Raw genomic sequence first — 16,922 nt, 5'->3', positions numbered from 1 at the left:
CTTCAGACACATCAAGATCTTGCTGCAAATATTCATAACCACAAAAATATTGCCAATAAATATTTTCCTTTAGCTCTTCCTCCGTAAACGAATCAGAACCGTTGTACATAGCTTGAAGCATTGATAGTGCTAGCATTACTCTATGATCTTTCTTATTTCTACCAAATTGCTTGATTTCAATGTTAGGCAATGCTCTGGCTTCAAGTTCAGACCAATTTACTAAATCCCTTAGTTTATATAACTTGTTTTTAGGATTTAGTTTTGTAGATAATTTCTCTTCAAATAACCTTTCTTGTTTTTGGAGAAAAGTAATATTTTCTATAGGCATAATTTTAAAATCCGTAAGCTTTATGCGGTAATTATACCATTTTCTTATGGATTTTGTAAGCTGTTTATGACATGAAACCCCTTGTTAATTCAGGCGGGGAGAGTTTTGACGGAGGGACTAGTAAAGTACACACTATTTTACCTTGTCTTGTGACGTTAACTTTTTGCGCTTATCTTTTGAAATTATTGTAGAGGATCTATCTGATGAGCTAACATGCTTATCCATTTTTTCCTTAATATGCTCAAGGCGCTCAAGGTCAGTCTTTTTAGATCCTGCATTAGCACTAGTTTTTTTACTAGCTCCAACACTTACTGCCTTACTACCTTTTTTCTGAGAAGCCTGACCAGATTGTTCTTTATCTACATCTTTTTTTATTGTTTCTTCAACAACATTTGCTAAGTCCTCTTTTTTCTTTTCTGCAGTATGTTTTTTAATCCTAGACAAAGTACCTATAGCGGTTGACAAAACATCTTTCTTAAAAGCTAATTTTACAATTTCGGGGAACATTGCGGCATACTTACCTTTGCTGTAAAGATCTGCAATTTTAGTAACAGCTGGCAAATTATCTGCCACTAGTTTAATAATTTTTTCTGTTTTTAGTTTCAATCCAGGTCCAGCTTTAGTATGAATTACCCCATCAATTACTTTTGCTAGCTGCTCTTGGTTCTTCTCTAACAAATTAGGCAATTCTTTGTCAAAAATATTTTTCAAATCTGCGTTACTTTCTTTTAAGGCGATTACGTTCGAAACAACTTTTAGCACAGCTGCTTTTTGGTTTTCTTTTGGAGCATTTGCTAAATCTCTTACATCAGAAATTATAGTAACCAATTGATCCTTTTCTTTTAGGGTTGCCCGAGCAAATTTATCAACCATTGGTGCCGCATCAATTAACAAATCAGTTCCTAATTTTGCCGAGTCTCTAATTAAATCGTCAGAAACACCCATCTCTTTTGTAAGGGTCGATAAAGCCGGTATATTTTTTACAATATTACTTGCAATATCGGGAATATTGCCTTTATTCTTTTGTAAGAATTCAGGCAGATCCTTTGTTAAGGCACCAGTTATTCCAGGTTGGTTCACTACATTACTTAAGCTCTCTATAATTGCACCAAAAGAGCCCGCCTGTTTAGGTGTCAAACCTTCAGTAGTTTTATCTAGACCAGATAATAGTTCCTGAGATTTAGTAGCAATCGTTACAATATCCTGGCTACTATTTAAAACCGCACCAACTGCCTTTGTTACTATTGGTACAGCATCTTGGATTTGTTCTTTAGTAATAACACCCTTAAGTGGACTATTTGCTAGAGCATTAAATGCGATCTTGCTAATATCAGCGCTTGAATTTACTAAAGTTGTACCAACATTCTGAAGAGAGTCTGCTACCTGACTATTACCAAGGATAGCCATTCCTTGACTAGCAAGGTCTTGTACAACCGCTGATCTTTCTTCCTTTGTCGCAGTAAGAAGACTTTGACCACTGGCAGCTAAGCTCTGAATTTGCTCATTTGAGGTTTCTTTTAATACTGTGCTAACCAACCCAGTAACTGCTCCTGTCACATTTTTAGCAAATTCCGGGCTAACACCGACTAGCACTTGCCGAGGCAAACTCTCCTCATTCATTTTTCCAAGTCTATGCGTAACCATCTCACCAATTGCTACTTGGTTTTTATCTAACAAGTCAGAGACATTATCACGCACGCTATTAAGTACATTATCTTGCAAGACAATATCAGTTGCCGAGCCAATTAACTTTGACAGCGCCACGTTCTTTTGCTTGCTAAGTTCCTCAGTCTGCTTGTCAAGATCTTTAATTTGCTCCTCGCTTAAGCTTGAGCGATCAATCTTTTTTTGCGCTTTCTCTTTACTTGCACTTGCGGTAAATTCAGTAAAAACACTATATATTTCAGGGATTTTTTTAACATTCGCCTCAGAAAGCAATTCTGCTCCGACTTGCGTAACTAACGGCACTAACCCTTGCACCATCGACGGCGCTACACCCAATTCCTCCAGTTGTTGTTTAACAGGGGCTGTTTTGAGTGCATTATCCACGATAAGCTGGACTTGCTCTTTCTCAGTTGTTAACAACTGGCCAACCTGCCCTATTGATTTAACAACATTCTCGTTATTTAAAATAGCCATTCCTTGACTAGCAAGGTCTTGTACAACCGCTGATCTTTCTTCCTTTGATGCGGTCAGAAGGCTTTGACCACTGGCAGCTAAGCTCTGAATTTGCTCATTCGAGGTTTCTTTTAATACTGTGCTAACCAACCCAGTAACTGCCACTGTCACATTTTTAGCAAATTCCGGGCTAACATTAGTTAGTATTTGCCGAGGCAAACTCTCCTCATCCATTTTTCCAAGTCTATGCGTAACCATTTCAGTAATTGCTACTTGGTTCTTATCTAGTAACCCAGAGACGTTATCACGCACGCTATTGAGGAAGTTATCTTGCAAAACTACTTTACTAGCCGAACCAACCATCTCTGATAAAATTTCACTCTTTTGTTTCTTAAGAATTTCATTTCGTGCATCAAGCTCCTTAATTTGCTCCTCGCTTAAGCTTGAGCGATCAATCTCCTTTTGTACTTTTTCCTGACGGGCAATATCTGAAAGTTTAGTATTAGAGGCAACCATCTCTTTATATACTTCTGTTAATTTGTTGCTGTCTGCCAATGCAACTGAAGCAATTTGAGTTACAGCCGGTATAACTTGCTCCACTATTTCGGGGGTAATACCCAATTTATCTGCTTGATCTTTAACCTTCTCATTAGTAGCCATTACAATAGTTGCAATTTTAGCAAGGTTAGCACTATCCGTAACCAAAAACTCTTGTAGACCACTACTACCTATAAGCGCACCAAAATCGATTTTACTTGCAATAAACTGTAATGATTTTTGAGTTTTTTTAGGGTCTTTTTCTAAAATAATATCAAGGCTTGCATTGGCTACTTCTATTACATCTTGGGGACTTTTCAATATTTCTTTAAGTGGATTAATCGCTATTGGTAGTAACTTTTTCTGGATATATTCCGCAGTTATTCCAGCTTTTTCCAATGCTTCCACTGTTTTTGCAAGGCTGATTCTTTGTTCAAGCATCTTCCTGTTGCTAATCTGCTCTGTAAGCTCGGCAATCTGCTGGTTATCTATTTCATTTGGAGTAAGGTTAGTTTGTAATTTTTTTAATTTAGCTTCTAAGCTTGTTAATAAACCATGCTGCTTTTCATGAACTACCAGCCTCTCTTGGAGCTCGGGAAGTTTTGATAGCTCTCTAATACCAACTGAAATAAGAGTTGGAGCTATAGTTTCTACAAGATTACCTAATTTGGTACTATTTGCTTTTAAAAATTCTACAGAGTCTGGGTCATCTAAAAGTTTAAGAAAAAAAGAAGCTTCTTCTTTCACTCCTTTGCCCATTGGGATTTTAGCAGCCTCTTCCTTGTAAAAAGAAGTTGAGCCGGCAATATCAATAACTGATCCTACATTTTTAAGTGCAAAGCCAAACGCTGATAACCCTGAACTTAACATATCTCCAACGCCAACTGATTCCTTTGTTCCCTTTTTTTGGGCAAAAGGAGTAAGAATATTATTAAGGCTAACCGGATCTCCTATAAAATTGCTTGCACTACTATATAACTTTGTCTTTTCTGATTTATAAATTTCGGCTTGTTTTTGTTTTTTTGCTTGTGCTTCTTTTTGCACTTCTCTCTCGTGCTGAGCAGCCAATTTACTATGCGCCTCTATTTCTCCTCGCACATCAGACAATTCCTTCTGACTAGCTTTCGTTAAGGGTTTCTGTATTATGTCATTAATCTTTTTATCTAGAACAGATCTTCTTTGTTCCAACGTACTGGCTAAAGTAATATTACTACCCTCAATACCAGAAGCCTTTAAAGAGTTTTGATGAATTTCAGCACCTAATTTTTTAGCGGTAACTTCATCCTTATCCTTTATGCTTTTAGCAGCCGCCTTTTTAAGGACTAAATTCTTTTCATACAGCTCAAGGATATTCTTATTATTTTTGTAAATTTGGTTTTGGTATTCAGAAAGCTTCATATCAGACACCTGCTTAATATTCAGCTTTATATTTTAATATATCATTAGTTACCTATTTATTAAAAATAGATAGTTTGTGCTTATTTTGTAATAAAACCAACTTTTTTGAGGCTTTATTACATAACAAAATCAAGGGTCAACTCTGTGGCGAGATGTTATAAATTTATATTAATAACTTCCATTGACATAGCTCTACAAAGTTAATAAAATGCCTACAGAGGTGGTCGTGCAGTTGTATGCTTGTGTTAAAGCAAGCATGAGGAAAGTCCGGACTCCATATAGACACGATGCTGGGTAACACCCAGCGGAAATGAACGAGAGGTCATTTCTAGGGAAAGTGCAACAGAAATTATACCGCCTTAATATCAAACCAAAGCGAAAGTATTTGGCATTTGATATAAACCAAAATCTCGGTACTTTAGTGCTTACCTATTGATAGGTAAAAATTAAGATATGCAAATAGTATTTGAACGGTAAGATTCCAAAAACTATATTTATATAGTTTAAAGAGACAAGCCTAAGGCAAATATATAACTGTATGCTTGATTTCAGGTCTTGGTAAGGTAAGGGTGAAATGGTGCGGTAAGAGCGCACCGGTATCCTTGGTAACAGGGAACGCAAATGTAAACCCCGTCGGGAGCAAGACCAAATAGGCATGATTGAACTTTGTTCCTGGCTGTCTATAGCCAGATATCATGCGGGTAGGTTGCTTGAGGTAAGTGGTAACACTTATCCTAGATAAATAACTGCAATAGCTTAGGCTATACAGAATCCGGCTTATAGACCATCTCTTTTTTTATTTTATAGCCGTTCAAATTGAGTTATCATGTATTTGTAGAAATGGTTTTTTGTTTTTAACATTATTTGCAAACACTCCAAATATCGACCTGTTTTAGACATAAGTTAGTGTGTATTAAAAAGGAAAAATACAGTAGAAATATACGCAAACTCAACTTAAACGACTAAATAATTACAAAAATGCAAACTCTTTATCATCATCAGCTCTGCCCACTATCTAGGCAAATTCGTATTCTCCTGAAAGAATTTAATATTGAGTTTAATCTTATCAGAGAAGATTATTGGCAATGTCGCCCTGAATTTTTGCTGATAAGCCCTTCTAGTACCACTCCTGTTCTTGCTCTTGACTCAAATAAATGTGCTCTAATTGGAAATTACCCTATTATCGAGTATATGAATGAAACATACGAAAACTTCTATTTTATGCCATTATCACCAATAGAACGCGGGGAAGTCAGAAAATATATTAGCTGGTTTAATGATAAGTTTTACCGCGAGGTAAGCAAGATTCTATTGGAAGAAAAAATGATTCGCTTACTCATGCGCACTGGCGAGCCTAGAACTGCATTCATAAGAGCAGCTAAAGCAAACTTAACTCAGCATTTTAGATTTTTAAATCAAGCTCTAGAAAATAATTCTTACATTATTTCAGAAAAAATAACTTGTGCTGATATCGCGGCTGCCGCTCATATATCTGTTGTAGATTATTTTGGAGAAGTTAACTGGGATAGCTGGACGCTAATAAAACAATGGTATGCTGTTATTAAATCTAGGCCTTCTTTTCAACCTATTCTCCAAGACAGAGTCCCAGGTTTTAATCCGCCAAAAGATTATTCAAACTTAGATTTCTAGCTTATTGTAAAAATATTATTTTACTTGTATATAGGGTAAATCACATTGATTAACGGTAACTTTTGCCATGTTGCACAAGTTTTACTTGTTACAACGGAATAACCACACGATATAGTCAATTCACACAGATCAATGACTATAATATAGCCTTACTCATCCTCTTTACATTTTATGTTGCCATATACATTACTTGGAGTACCAAATATATTCCTTACAATTTTATAAAGCGGCTCAAGCCCAAAAGTCTTAGAATCTGAAAATGGTATACATCTCCTAACTAGCGGACTAACAGGAGACCAACCAGCCCGGCATGTGCCGTTTGAAGTTAAACCTGAATTCACTGATGGCCAGTAAGCATATCCATTATCTTCAGAATAATTTGTTTGCTCAGAACATGTTCCCTGAGGAACGCCGATACAAAGGCCCAACTCGACAGCAGTCTTATCCCTAAGTCCGTAAAGATCAGTGTCATAATTCACTGCAAATCCACCTGGGCTTCCAGCATAGCCAGAAGAAGCAGATGTATCATAATATTGACTATCAGCTAAATATGGTTCAGAGTTAGGAGCCGGATTAATTCTATCAGAAACAAGATTACTAACCTTACAAAGCTCAACTGTACCGTCATAACATTTTTTATTATCAGTACATTTTCTTATCGTAACTGTTCCTCCTCCTATTCTTGCTATTGAATCTATTGACGGGCATGTGGTAGTCTCGATAGAACTGCATAAACTTAAGCCTCCTTGAGTTGCAGACTTACTAGCAAAAACGCTACATCTCACCGTATCTTTATTTAATAATTTTGTTAACACACATAACTTAGGATTATCAGGACACTTGGATGTCTTGGAACTTGATAAACAAGCATGCGTACCCCCTAAATGATATTTACCATTAACATATTCAAGGCCACTTATATATACCGCATCTTGATTGACAGTAGTGCCTACTAGGGGCATTATATTATTTTGATATACCCCAAATATACTAGAAGGATTAGGTGAATTTGGGCCCGAAAATGGTTTTACATTAAACGTGTCATCTGTTACAAAAGATTCAAATTCATCTCCGGCTAAATTTACCACCGTACTAATCGAACCAGAATCGTTATACACAGATAATGGCTCAATTAGAGCTGCAGTTGAATCTGTACTAGTATCTAAAGGATCTTCACTGTTTCTATAAATTGAATTATATGAAACAATGAATTTTGGAGCAAAATAAGTTGATGTGCAAGTAATCCCTGGTACGCTACCACCTCCACATTCATAAATTAAAGGTTTAGGCGCAGGGGCTCTATCTTGGCAACCTACAACATTGTCTCCTTCAAATACACAAAATTGATTAGGTTCTTGGCTAAAGCCATATTGCGAATTAAAACCAGAAATTCTTACCATCGAAGCTGTAAAATAAGCTTCCCTAGAAGATTTATCCACCAACGTAAAATTTGCAGTTAACGGAGACGTGCTATAGCTTGTTTGAATTGGAGCAAATGCAACCTTTTTATCTACGAATTCACCAGTATTTATACCCCATATTTTCTGGCAAGTTGCAGTCGTTGAGCTTGGACAGTCATCAATATCATCTCTAAAATAAGATTTTGCTGATACAACACCACCAACTGTCGTAGCATACACTATTCTAAAACCATCCTGGCAACCATTACTGCTAACACTACAACTATGTTGTCTCATACTCTGCACACAAGGTGCCCCACTAGCTGCCGTAGAACATGGTTTGATTATATCTCTCCGTGCAGTAGTAGCATGCAAACCTGAAGCTGAAGAAAATGCACCTAAATTTTCAATTACAACGCATTTATCTGTTGTCATTGGATCTTCTCCATTTGCACAAAGTGGAACAAAATTATCGTAGCCAACCCTTATACTATTGTGAACATAGTTATTTCTTAAACTAGAAACTACACACTCTTTATCTGATGTGGACTGAATAGGTACCCCATCTTCCCCTATATGGCAAATATATTGAGTATTCGCAACTTGGAAAAATGGAGCAACTGATTCACAATATGGCGGTGGGAATGGTCCCATTGGTAAATTCACACATCCATAAACCTTATCATCCACCGCTCTGTTTATTTGGCCAATTTCTTTCAGAAAATCAATAATTAGCTCTCCTACCCATTCAATAATTTTTCCTAAAAAAGAAAATATATCGCTCATTACAGAGCCAAACGTTGTTTCCCCTTCCTCTCCGTCATCCATTAAACCAAACAATGAGGAAAGCAAAGTAAATGGAGATTGTGCAAATGTAGAAATATTATCAATAAAAAAGATAATGACCCTAACAACTGGATGTGTTTCAGCTGTTTTATGATATGACTGCTTATGAGGATCAAGATCCATAACATCAAATCCATCTTCGGCACTAAAAAATGCAGGATCTTTGTATAAACATAGCTTTGGAGACTCAAGAATTATTGTCTCTCCATCCACAGTGACTATTGGGTCATCATCTTTTGTTGCCCCTTCAAAATTTAAATGCTTGCCATAAGTATATCCAGGATCCTGAGCAAAACCTCGATCTAAATCAGCCGGCATAGCAACCCTGGCGCACATACGATGCAAAGGGAAAACATAGCCTCCTACAAGAGTAACACATTGACCATCCCAACTTAATGTATCACTGCTTGTCCAACATGCAATAAAGTTACATTGCTGCCCCCTAACTCTTATTTTAGGTTCGAAATACGTGCTATCTGGGGTTTCCTCGCCGCACAAATTTTCATAATACCCGATGTTGTTACCAGGGAATGGCTCTTTTAGAAGGCAAGTATGCTCATCGCGCCCACCATCTTTATTCCATGGAGCACAGACTCTGTTTCTCTTGAAGGGGTCACGATCCTCGTCGTTCCAAGGTTCCCTTATGGTTGCGTTACTATCACCACAATTACAAAAATCGTTAAAGCACGCCGTAAATGCATCCCAAGCACTCGCCAAAGCAACCGGACAATAGCAAAAAAACAGTAAAAATAACGCTATTTTTTTTATCACTAAATTATCACCTCATGGCCTTCTTAAATACCAATTTAATTACCTCAACTTTTGTATTAGACAAGATCACATAATATTTTCTAGCTCTGAATATAGAGCCTCAACCCAATCTTCAGGCTTCTTATCTCCAAATTCTTTTACCACTTCTTTATAAATATCTATCTCTCTATCCCCAGAACATAAAATTCTCATAAGAGCTGGCAACCCACCAATACTTAATTCAGAAGCAATAGTTTTTTTATCTTGCCTTATTAAGAACATACGAGAAGAAACTGTCATATTTGATAATTTTCTCAATTCTATAGGTTCAAGGCCAAGTATTTTGTCAAGTCCGGTTACAGAAACTTCGGAAGGAAGAATGAAGCTTGTACCCACATTTCTAACCCAATTCTGAGATGTTTTTTCCTCTTCGAGCGAAACGAGAGTATGAGTATTTATTGTAAACACTGATACTCCATTAATTGCAGACATTTCCTCCGACATGTATGTTAGCAAGTGCTGATAATATTTGAGATTTACTAATTCAGCAAAGTTATCTACAGCAAATATTTTTGGTCCAGCATCAACATTCTGCATCATATTTTGAGCCGCTAAAACTATAGCAGCTTTAACCGCTCTCCTTGAATTTAGGTCGTATTCAAATTGTTCAATTAGCTTTTTTTCCTTTGGAAAATGATTTTTAGTATATTCAGCATCATCAAAATCTTGTAAATTAATTGCTGTTACTTGTCCTTGATGGAATAGTAATGGCTCTTTTCTTTCAAAAACTTCATAATATACACCACCTTCAAGATAAGCACTAAACCTATTGACAAGAAGTTCTTGATCTTTAATTGTAGATATAATTGCAGATAGTTTTCGCTGCTCCATAGGAGTCTGAAAAACTAAGTCACATAGTAATTTTAGGGAAGCAAGTTCAACTTCCTTTAATGGATCAAAATAATGCTTGGCAATTATCTTAAAAAATTCTAATAAATATTGCCTATTCCCAGAAGTATCACTACAAAGTAGAGGGTTAATAATATTTTTATCCCTTTGAAACCACTGCCCTCCCCGTGCTTTCACATATAAACCAGAATCCATATCATCCATAATATACAGTGTCGTAGGCATATACTTATCTGCCTCAGATAACAAGAAATTTAGCAAAGTAGTTCTTCCAGATTTCTTGTCTCCAAAAATACATGTTGTTGTATTTTCATTTTTATCGTGAAAATTCATAAAATATGGAGTGCCACGTTCTGTTCTAAGTATAGTAACCGCTCGCCCCCAAGGGCTAAACTGATTGCCAGTTGGAAAATTATGCAGGGATGCCAAAGCTGCTGTATTGTCAACAATGGTGGGCTTCATTCTCGCAAGAAATGTAAAATTTGCAGGAAGCTGTGCCCAAAACGTTTTCTCTAGGTTAACATCTTCCCGTACATGCACAATACCAATTTTTGCTAGCGCTTCTGACGCCTGATTAACTTGTTTATCAAGCATTTTCAAGTCTTCACCGATTACCATAAATGAAATTTGTTGATAACAAAACCTAGCGGAACCAACATTTTGCTCATCAAAAATTTTATCCAAACCTTTAAGTTTTCGAAGTTCGCTATCTTTACTTACTCCCAGAATGTAATTTTGATTCTCATAAACCGGCATAACCTCTTTTTTATCTACGAAATAAAATACTTCTGTTGCAACCATTTCCACAGGAATTTGCAAAAACTTGTCTAACGCTTCAGACGAAACTTCTTGATATTCTTTAATTGACATCAACGCCGCAAATTTCTTTCCCTCATCACCTATTACTTCAATCTTATCACTACCAACAGCATATTGATGAGATGCTAGTGCTTGAGAAATATCTGATATTGGCATTAAACAATCATTTTCATTTAACTGCATTATCCGCCTATATAAGAACATCATATCAGAATAGCATTCTTCTCCTTCGATTCTAATACCTAACCTTTGCGCACCATACTCGCTTAACCCCTGTAGCAAACTATCTACATTTTTAGCTAAATCTTGGGCAGCTTTTTCAAAAAACTTTTCTTCAAAATTACTAATGATTTTCGACGAAAGGGAATTTACCAATGAATTAAAATTCTTTAGCTTTAATTCAGGAGAATCATGAACTACTGTAATATATAGTCTATTTACAAATTTATCATGCCAGTAGTTTTTACGCCGCCAAATATCATGGATATTAGCAGATAAAAAGCCATAGTAATCTGCAGGATCATCAAGGTCTGCCTTTCTTCTAATTGTGTGAATCCAAAAAGCATATTTTCCACTATCAGTGGACTCACTTATAGATTTCCGTACCATGGCTCTAAGATTAAATAAGTTATTACTTATTTTCTCTGAATTAACTCCATTAATTTGAATAGTTTGAAGCAACTCACCATTTTTTGTAATCAGCGTATTTTCATTAAAATGAGCGGCAACTGGAATAAAATCCCCAGACGAATTATTATATAATTGACTATCATGGGATTTATCTGCTGACACGAATACACCTTCCTATTATCAAATGGCGGCTTTGCTTTATATCTACAGATATAAACTACAAGAATTCATTATGCCAGCAACCTCCTCCTCAAGAAAGACTTCAAGTAGTAAAAAGGCTTAATTATACAATTGGTTGTTACAAGTTAGATACTATAAATTTAACTCGAACTTGACTAATAAGAAATATTACTAACGAACGTAAACAACACTCCTACGAACTGTAATAATCTTTATCATAAGATGTATGTTAAGCACGTACACTACTCTGGAATAGAGCCGTATATTTTGTACTAGGAGAGTTACACGCACTGACCATGCACCGTCATTCTGCATTTGATTGAAGCTTGCGCCCTCTCTCTGGTCCAAAATCTGGTGTAACAGAGGGAGATTACCGGATCAAGCCCAGTATAAATCTTATCATCAAAGAATCCAGTCTATATATAAAAAAAGGAGACCTAACGGCCTCCTTTTTAACTCAATCTTCTTTTAAGTCCAAGTATTAGATATCAAATCTTACACCAGCACCAACGTGGTGACCTTTGTAATGAGCAGACTCACCTAGAACTTTCTTTGTTTTGCCCATATCTCTATAGCTGTAAGTTAGCTCACCGCTTACACCAGGTGTAAACTCATATGATCCACCAACATAACCAGCAAAAGCTAAATTAGTTTTTTGTTTTAGTGTTATACTAGTGTTAGCAACAGTATACTTTGATTTAACTTGACCAGCACCAACACCAGCACCAACAAATACTTTAAAAGCATCAACATCGAATAAATCAACATAACCATTTAACAACAATGTGTTAACATCACCTTTTAGCTTGGCATTAGCTTTTTTATGGGTTGGGTTAACAAAATGGTCGAAAGTAAGATCAACTCTTGCATTGTCCATTACGTAATAACCAGCACCAACACCAAAGAATACATCGTTTTTAGATTTCATTCCTTTAATCTTAGTTAGTTTTGACCAACCAACATTAGCTTTTACATAAAACATATCTTCTGCTGCATATACAGAAGAAGTTGAAAGAATTACAGCTGCTGCTGTTGTAAGTAGAATTTTTCTCATAAGAATACCTTAAAAAATTTATTTAGCCACAGAGACGCGTACAGAAACCTAAAAGTTACATTTATCTGCCCACGACCAACTGATTTGGATAATAACATAAAGTTTCGCAACATAACAAGTCACAGGAAACTTATAATAGGGTACAAAAATTTGCTGTATAACATAAATAACACAATAAAAAGATACTAGGCAGTAACTTCTCTCCTCAAAGACACAAGTAGTTACCCGATTTTAATCATTATACATCAAATCTAATTCCAACTGCAACGTGATGGCCTTTCAGACCCAAGTTGTTATCCTTTTGTACAGCAAAATCTCTCCAACTATAGACTAATTCACCATGAAAAGATGGGGCAAACTCCGTGGACACCCCAATATAAGCAGCATAGCTAAAATTATTACCTGGTTTTGATTTAGCGCTAACAGAATTAATGCTCTTAGTTTTTACTCGCGCAATACCGGTGCCAGCACCAACAAACATTTTTGTAATACTTATATCAAATAAGTCAATATATCCATTTAACAAAAATGTATTGATCTCTGCTTTTGTTTTAGCGCCTTGTGTCTTAAAGGTTGGACTAATAAAATGATCAAACATAAAATCAGCCCTTACATTGTCCATTATGTTATACCCAACACCAGCCCCAACAAACGAAGAGTTATCCGACTTAAATTTACCAGTTTTATTTAGCTTTGAAATTCCAGCATTAGCTTTTATAAAAAAATTACTATCAGCAGCTGCGGCAGAAAAAGCAGAGAATATTAATAGTGTTACAGTAGTCAGCAAGAGTTTTTTCATAATTTTCTTTGTGTATTTGTTCTAAAGCAATACTATAATCAATGCCCAAAAGAAAGTCATCCTGAATCTTGTTTGCAATATAAAATAAAACAGCTTTCTCAAAAGGGATTGCCCAACAACTATGATAACTCCCAACAGTAGAGAAAATCATCCTGAATTTATTGGTCTTTGCCACCTTTCAACCCAGCATTTTCTTCAACCTCATGAGATCCTGAAATAAATTCAGGATGACCGCTCCCACATATTACCCGTCATATCAGACTTGATCCGGTATCTTCTTTCGTTTCCTGTCATCCTGAAGCAAGTGTTCAGTACGGAATAGTTCCGTTAGCGTTCAGAATAGCTTCTATATTATTAAAAATCACATACTCAAATTCAAAGGTTGTTATCCTTCTCAAAGGCTGGCTTACCTGGTAACTTTGAATTAATCCAAGTAAAAATAAATGACGGAAGCATAGTTAGTAACTTTATACAAAATTGCATCCCAAAAGGAAACGCTACAACATCTTTATTTTTTTCAACGGCGTTAACTATTTTTTCTGCAGCCTCTTCTGCAGTGGTCATAAATGGCATAGGAAAACTATTGACACTTGTCATCGGAGTTTTAACGTAACCTGGAATCACTGTAGTCACATATATACCCCAAACTCTTAGGTATCCTCTCAGGGCTTCACTAAGCAGACGAACTGCCCCCTTACTAGCAGAATATGATGGCGCGCTAGATAAGCCTAAAAATCCCGCCATGGAACTAACAATAACAACATTACCACTTCTCCTCTCTATCATATGAGGAATAACCGGTAACACAGTATTTATTACCCCATTAACATTAGTTGCAAAAATCTTCCTGACCTGGCTTGCCGTTTCGGGCCCATCCAAAGTTCCAGCCGAAACTCCAGCACAGGCAATCACGATATCAATACCATACTGATAAGCTATCTCGTTTAGTTGCTTTTCCATTTCAGCAGAATTAGTAACATCAACGCTAAGGACATAAGCTTCTGCTCCATTAGCTATGCATATCTTAGCAACAGCATCTAATCTTTCCTTTGATCTAGCTAACAAAAATAACCTATGGCCCTTTTGTGAATATTTAGCCGCTAATGCCGCACCCAAACCACTTGAAGCACCAGTAATAATTATTGTTTTTTTCTCTCTAGTCATTATACTTGCTCACAAATCATAATATCACATTGATACAAATATATGCAAAGCAATGCAATGATAATTATTCTATCTGCACCATCAGGATGCGGTAAATCTTCTATTGCCAAAAAACTCCTTGAAACTGATGCAAATTTGGTGCTCTCAATTTCTGCAACAACAAGACAACCAAGGCCTGGAGAAGTTGATGGAGAGCATTATTTTTTTAAAACAAAGGATGATTTTAAAAAAATACATTATCTTGAATCAGCAGAAATTTATGGTAATTTTTACGGCACTCCAAGAGATTTTGTCGAAAAAAAACTACTAGAAGGTAGAGATGTTTTATTTGATATAGATTTTCAAGGAGCTTATCAAATAATAAATAATGCAAAAGCTCAAGTTGTTAGTATATTTATTCTCCCCCCTGATATGGAAACATTACGAAAAAGGATGATAGATCGAGGACAGGACGAACAAAATGTAATTGAGTTGAGACTTGAGAAAGCACAATCAGAAATTGAGCACGCTAAAAATTATGACTATATAATAATAAATGATAGCTTTGATCAAGCAATAGAAGAAATCAGAGCTATAATCTTAGCCGAACGTAATAAAAAAATATATGACTCAAAATAAGAAAAAAGTAACTGGAGCATTTTTAGGAACAATAGTTGAATACTATGATTACAGCCTTTATGGATTTTCAGCTGGCATTATTGCTGAAAAATTCTTTCCAGGGGTTGACAAAGTTTCAAGCCTTATGTACGTCTTTGCTATTTATTCCCTGTCATATTTGGCAAAACCATTAGGCTCTATATTTTTTAGTCGAATTGGAGACAAATATGGTCGCCGATTTTCTCTAAGAATTACCATGATAGGTATTGCCATACCGACATTAATAATAGGTATCCTTCCTGAATATAACTCAATCGGCGTCATTACCACCCAGATATTAGTATTATGTAGATTCTTTCAAGGGTTTTTTGTAGCAGGTGAATATGACGGCGCTGCTATATATGTTATCGAACATATCGGAGGAAAACACCACTATACCGCCTCAGCCCTCACCCGCTCGGCAGGTGTTGCTGGACTTCTTCTTGGCATTGCCACAACTAACTTATTTAATTCATCAGTATTTCCCGAATGGGCATGGAGGATACCATTTTTATTGTCGCTTCCTCTTGCACTTATTACTTTGCACTACAGGAAATTTTTAGAAGAAACTCCAGTATTTATTGAATCACAAACTCAAAAAATAGAGTTTTTTAGCTTACTCAAATTTATTAAGAAACAATGGTTTGTTTTGTGTTGGGTTATCGTTTTATCTGGCGGGTTTGGTGTAACTTACCAAGTAACCGTTATTTTCATGAAACAATACTTGCCACTTGTCATTCCAAATAGTAGCAACATAATTAGCGCCTTTTCAGTTATGATAGTAATTGGATTTGGCATAGCTATGCCTATCTCTGGGCTTTTAGCTGATCGTTTTGGTAGAAATATCGTTGTCAAATGCAGTTTGATATCTACTATAATTGCCTGCATATTGTTAATGATAGCAATACGTTCCCAGCTTTTGAATTTAGCTCTAATTTCTTGCATGTTGATAGCAGTATCAGTCGCTCCGTTTAATGCTTTAGCACACGGTGTGATTATAAAAGCTTTTAGAGCCAATGAACGATATCGAGGAGTGAGCCTTGGACACACAACCGGATCTCTACTGATGTCTGGAACAGCAAACTATATTTGCTTGTACTTCATGAAAAATTTTGACTTTAATTTATTCCCAGTCTTTTATATAATTTTCTTCACCGTAATCTCATATTTTGCAATGCGGATCTTCAGTAAACATCAGTAATAAAACACAAGATACATGATCGATTTGCGAAGAAATAAATAACCTTGGCTTGATAAAGTCCCTCCGTCAAAACTCTCCCCGCCTGAATTAACAAGGGGTTTCATGTCATAAACAGCTTACAAAATCCATAAGAAAATGGTATAATTACCGCATAAAGCTTACGGATTTTAAAATTATGCCTATAGAAAATATTACTTTTCTCCAAAAACAAGAAAGGTTATTTGAAGAGAAATTATCTACAAAACTAAATCCTAAAAACAAGTTATATAAACTAAGGGATTTAGTAAATTGGTCTGAACTTGAAGCCAGAGCATTGCCTAACATTGAAATCAAGCAATTTGGTAGAAATAAGAAAGATCATAGAGTAATGCTAGCACTATCAATGCTTCAAGCTATGTACAACGGTTCTGATTCGTTTACTGAGCAAGAGCTAAAGGAAAATATTTATTGGCAATATTTTTGTGGTTATGAATATTTGCAGCAAGATCTTAATGTGTCTGAAG

Annotated in this window: 11 protein-coding genes and 1 other RNA gene; 5 read left to right on the top strand and 7 right to left on the bottom strand. The window is 36.0% G+C overall.

The genetic code is table 11. The features are described 5' to 3' along the window. Both Megvenef_RS01955 and Megvenef_RS01950 read right to left on the bottom strand, forming a co-directional pair. Nucleotides 1-328 (bottom strand): transposase (locus Megvenef_RS01955; protein ID WP_322776028.1); only part of this gene is annotated, 328 nt, incomplete at its 3' end. Between the two features lie 132 nt (nucleotides 329-460). Then, nucleotides 461-4,381 (bottom strand): hypothetical protein, encoded by a 3,921-nt coding sequence (locus tag Megvenef_RS01950; RefSeq protein WP_322776322.1) that lies wholly within the window; start codon nucleotides 4,379-4,381, stop codon nucleotides 461-463. Between the two features lie 216 nt (nucleotides 4,382-4,597). Between Megvenef_RS01950 and rnpB the strand changes: the two genes are divergently transcribed. Beyond that, an RNA gene (rnpB, locus tag Megvenef_RS01945) (RNase P RNA component class A) lies at nucleotides 4,598-5,177 on the top strand. A 182-nt stretch (nucleotides 5,178-5,359) separates the two neighbouring features. After that, nucleotides 5,360-6,031: a glutathione S-transferase family protein gene (locus tag Megvenef_RS01940; RefSeq protein ID WP_322776321.1), complete on the top strand. Its 672-nt coding sequence runs from the start codon at nucleotides 5,360-5,362 to the stop codon at nucleotides 6,029-6,031. A gap of 149 nt (nucleotides 6,032-6,180) precedes the next feature. Here the strand turns inward: Megvenef_RS01940 and Megvenef_RS01935 are convergent, their stop codons facing one another. The 5 genes from Megvenef_RS01935 to Megvenef_RS01915 form a co-directional block, all read right to left on the bottom strand. Then, nucleotides 6,181-9,048 carry a hypothetical protein gene (locus Megvenef_RS01935; protein WP_322776320.1) on the bottom strand — a complete coding sequence of 956 codons (2,868 nt, stop codon included), beginning with the start codon at nucleotides 9,046-9,048 and terminating at the stop codon, nucleotides 6,181-6,183. Nucleotides 9,049-9,114: 66 nt separating this feature from the next. Beyond that, entirely contained in the window at nucleotides 9,115-11,547 is a 2,433-nt protein-coding gene (locus Megvenef_RS01930; RefSeq protein ID WP_322776319.1) for a VirB4 family type IV secretion/conjugal transfer ATPase, read from the bottom strand. A 499-nt stretch (nucleotides 11,548-12,046) separates the two neighbouring features. Beyond that, on the bottom strand, nucleotides 12,047-12,619 hold the full coding sequence (locus tag Megvenef_RS01925; RefSeq protein ID WP_322776318.1) for an outer membrane protein: 573 nt from the start codon (nucleotides 12,617-12,619) through the stop codon (nucleotides 12,047-12,049). A 238-nt stretch (nucleotides 12,620-12,857) separates the two neighbouring features. After that, nucleotides 12,858-13,418 carry an outer membrane beta-barrel protein gene (locus tag Megvenef_RS01920; RefSeq protein WP_322776317.1) on the bottom strand — a complete coding sequence of 187 codons (561 nt, stop codon included), beginning with the start codon at nucleotides 13,416-13,418 and terminating at the stop codon, nucleotides 12,858-12,860. A 375-nt stretch (nucleotides 13,419-13,793) separates the two neighbouring features. Then, complete coding sequence (locus Megvenef_RS01915) at nucleotides 13,794-14,582, bottom strand: SDR family NAD(P)-dependent oxidoreductase (RefSeq protein ID WP_322776316.1); 789 nt, start codon at nucleotides 14,580-14,582, stop codon at nucleotides 13,794-13,796. Nucleotides 14,583-14,624: 42 nt separating this feature from the next. Here Megvenef_RS01915 and gmk point away from each other — a divergent pair, with 42 nt between their 5' ends. The 3 genes from gmk to Megvenef_RS01900 all read left to right on the top strand — a co-directional run. Then, nucleotides 14,625-15,200 (top strand): guanylate kinase, encoded by a 576-nt coding sequence (gene gmk / locus Megvenef_RS01910; protein WP_322776315.1) that lies wholly within the window; start codon nucleotides 14,625-14,627, stop codon nucleotides 15,198-15,200. Beyond that, complete coding sequence (locus Megvenef_RS01905) at nucleotides 15,187-16,419, top strand: MFS transporter (protein WP_322776314.1); 1,233 nt, start codon at nucleotides 15,187-15,189, stop codon at nucleotides 16,417-16,419. The genes gmk and Megvenef_RS01905 overlap by 14 nt, the downstream gene beginning before the upstream one ends. Before the next feature lie 175 nt (nucleotides 16,420-16,594). Then, a partial coding sequence (locus Megvenef_RS01900) for a transposase (protein WP_322776313.1) occupies nucleotides 16,595-16,922 on the top strand: 328 nt, incomplete at its 3' end.

The sequence above is a fragment of the Candidatus Megaera venefica genome, from assembly GCF_034554655.1.
Classification (GTDB): domain Bacteria; phylum Pseudomonadota; class Alphaproteobacteria; order Rickettsiales; family Rickettsiaceae; genus Megaera_A; species Megaera_A venefica.
This window is presented reverse-complemented; position numbering and strand designations above follow the sequence as displayed.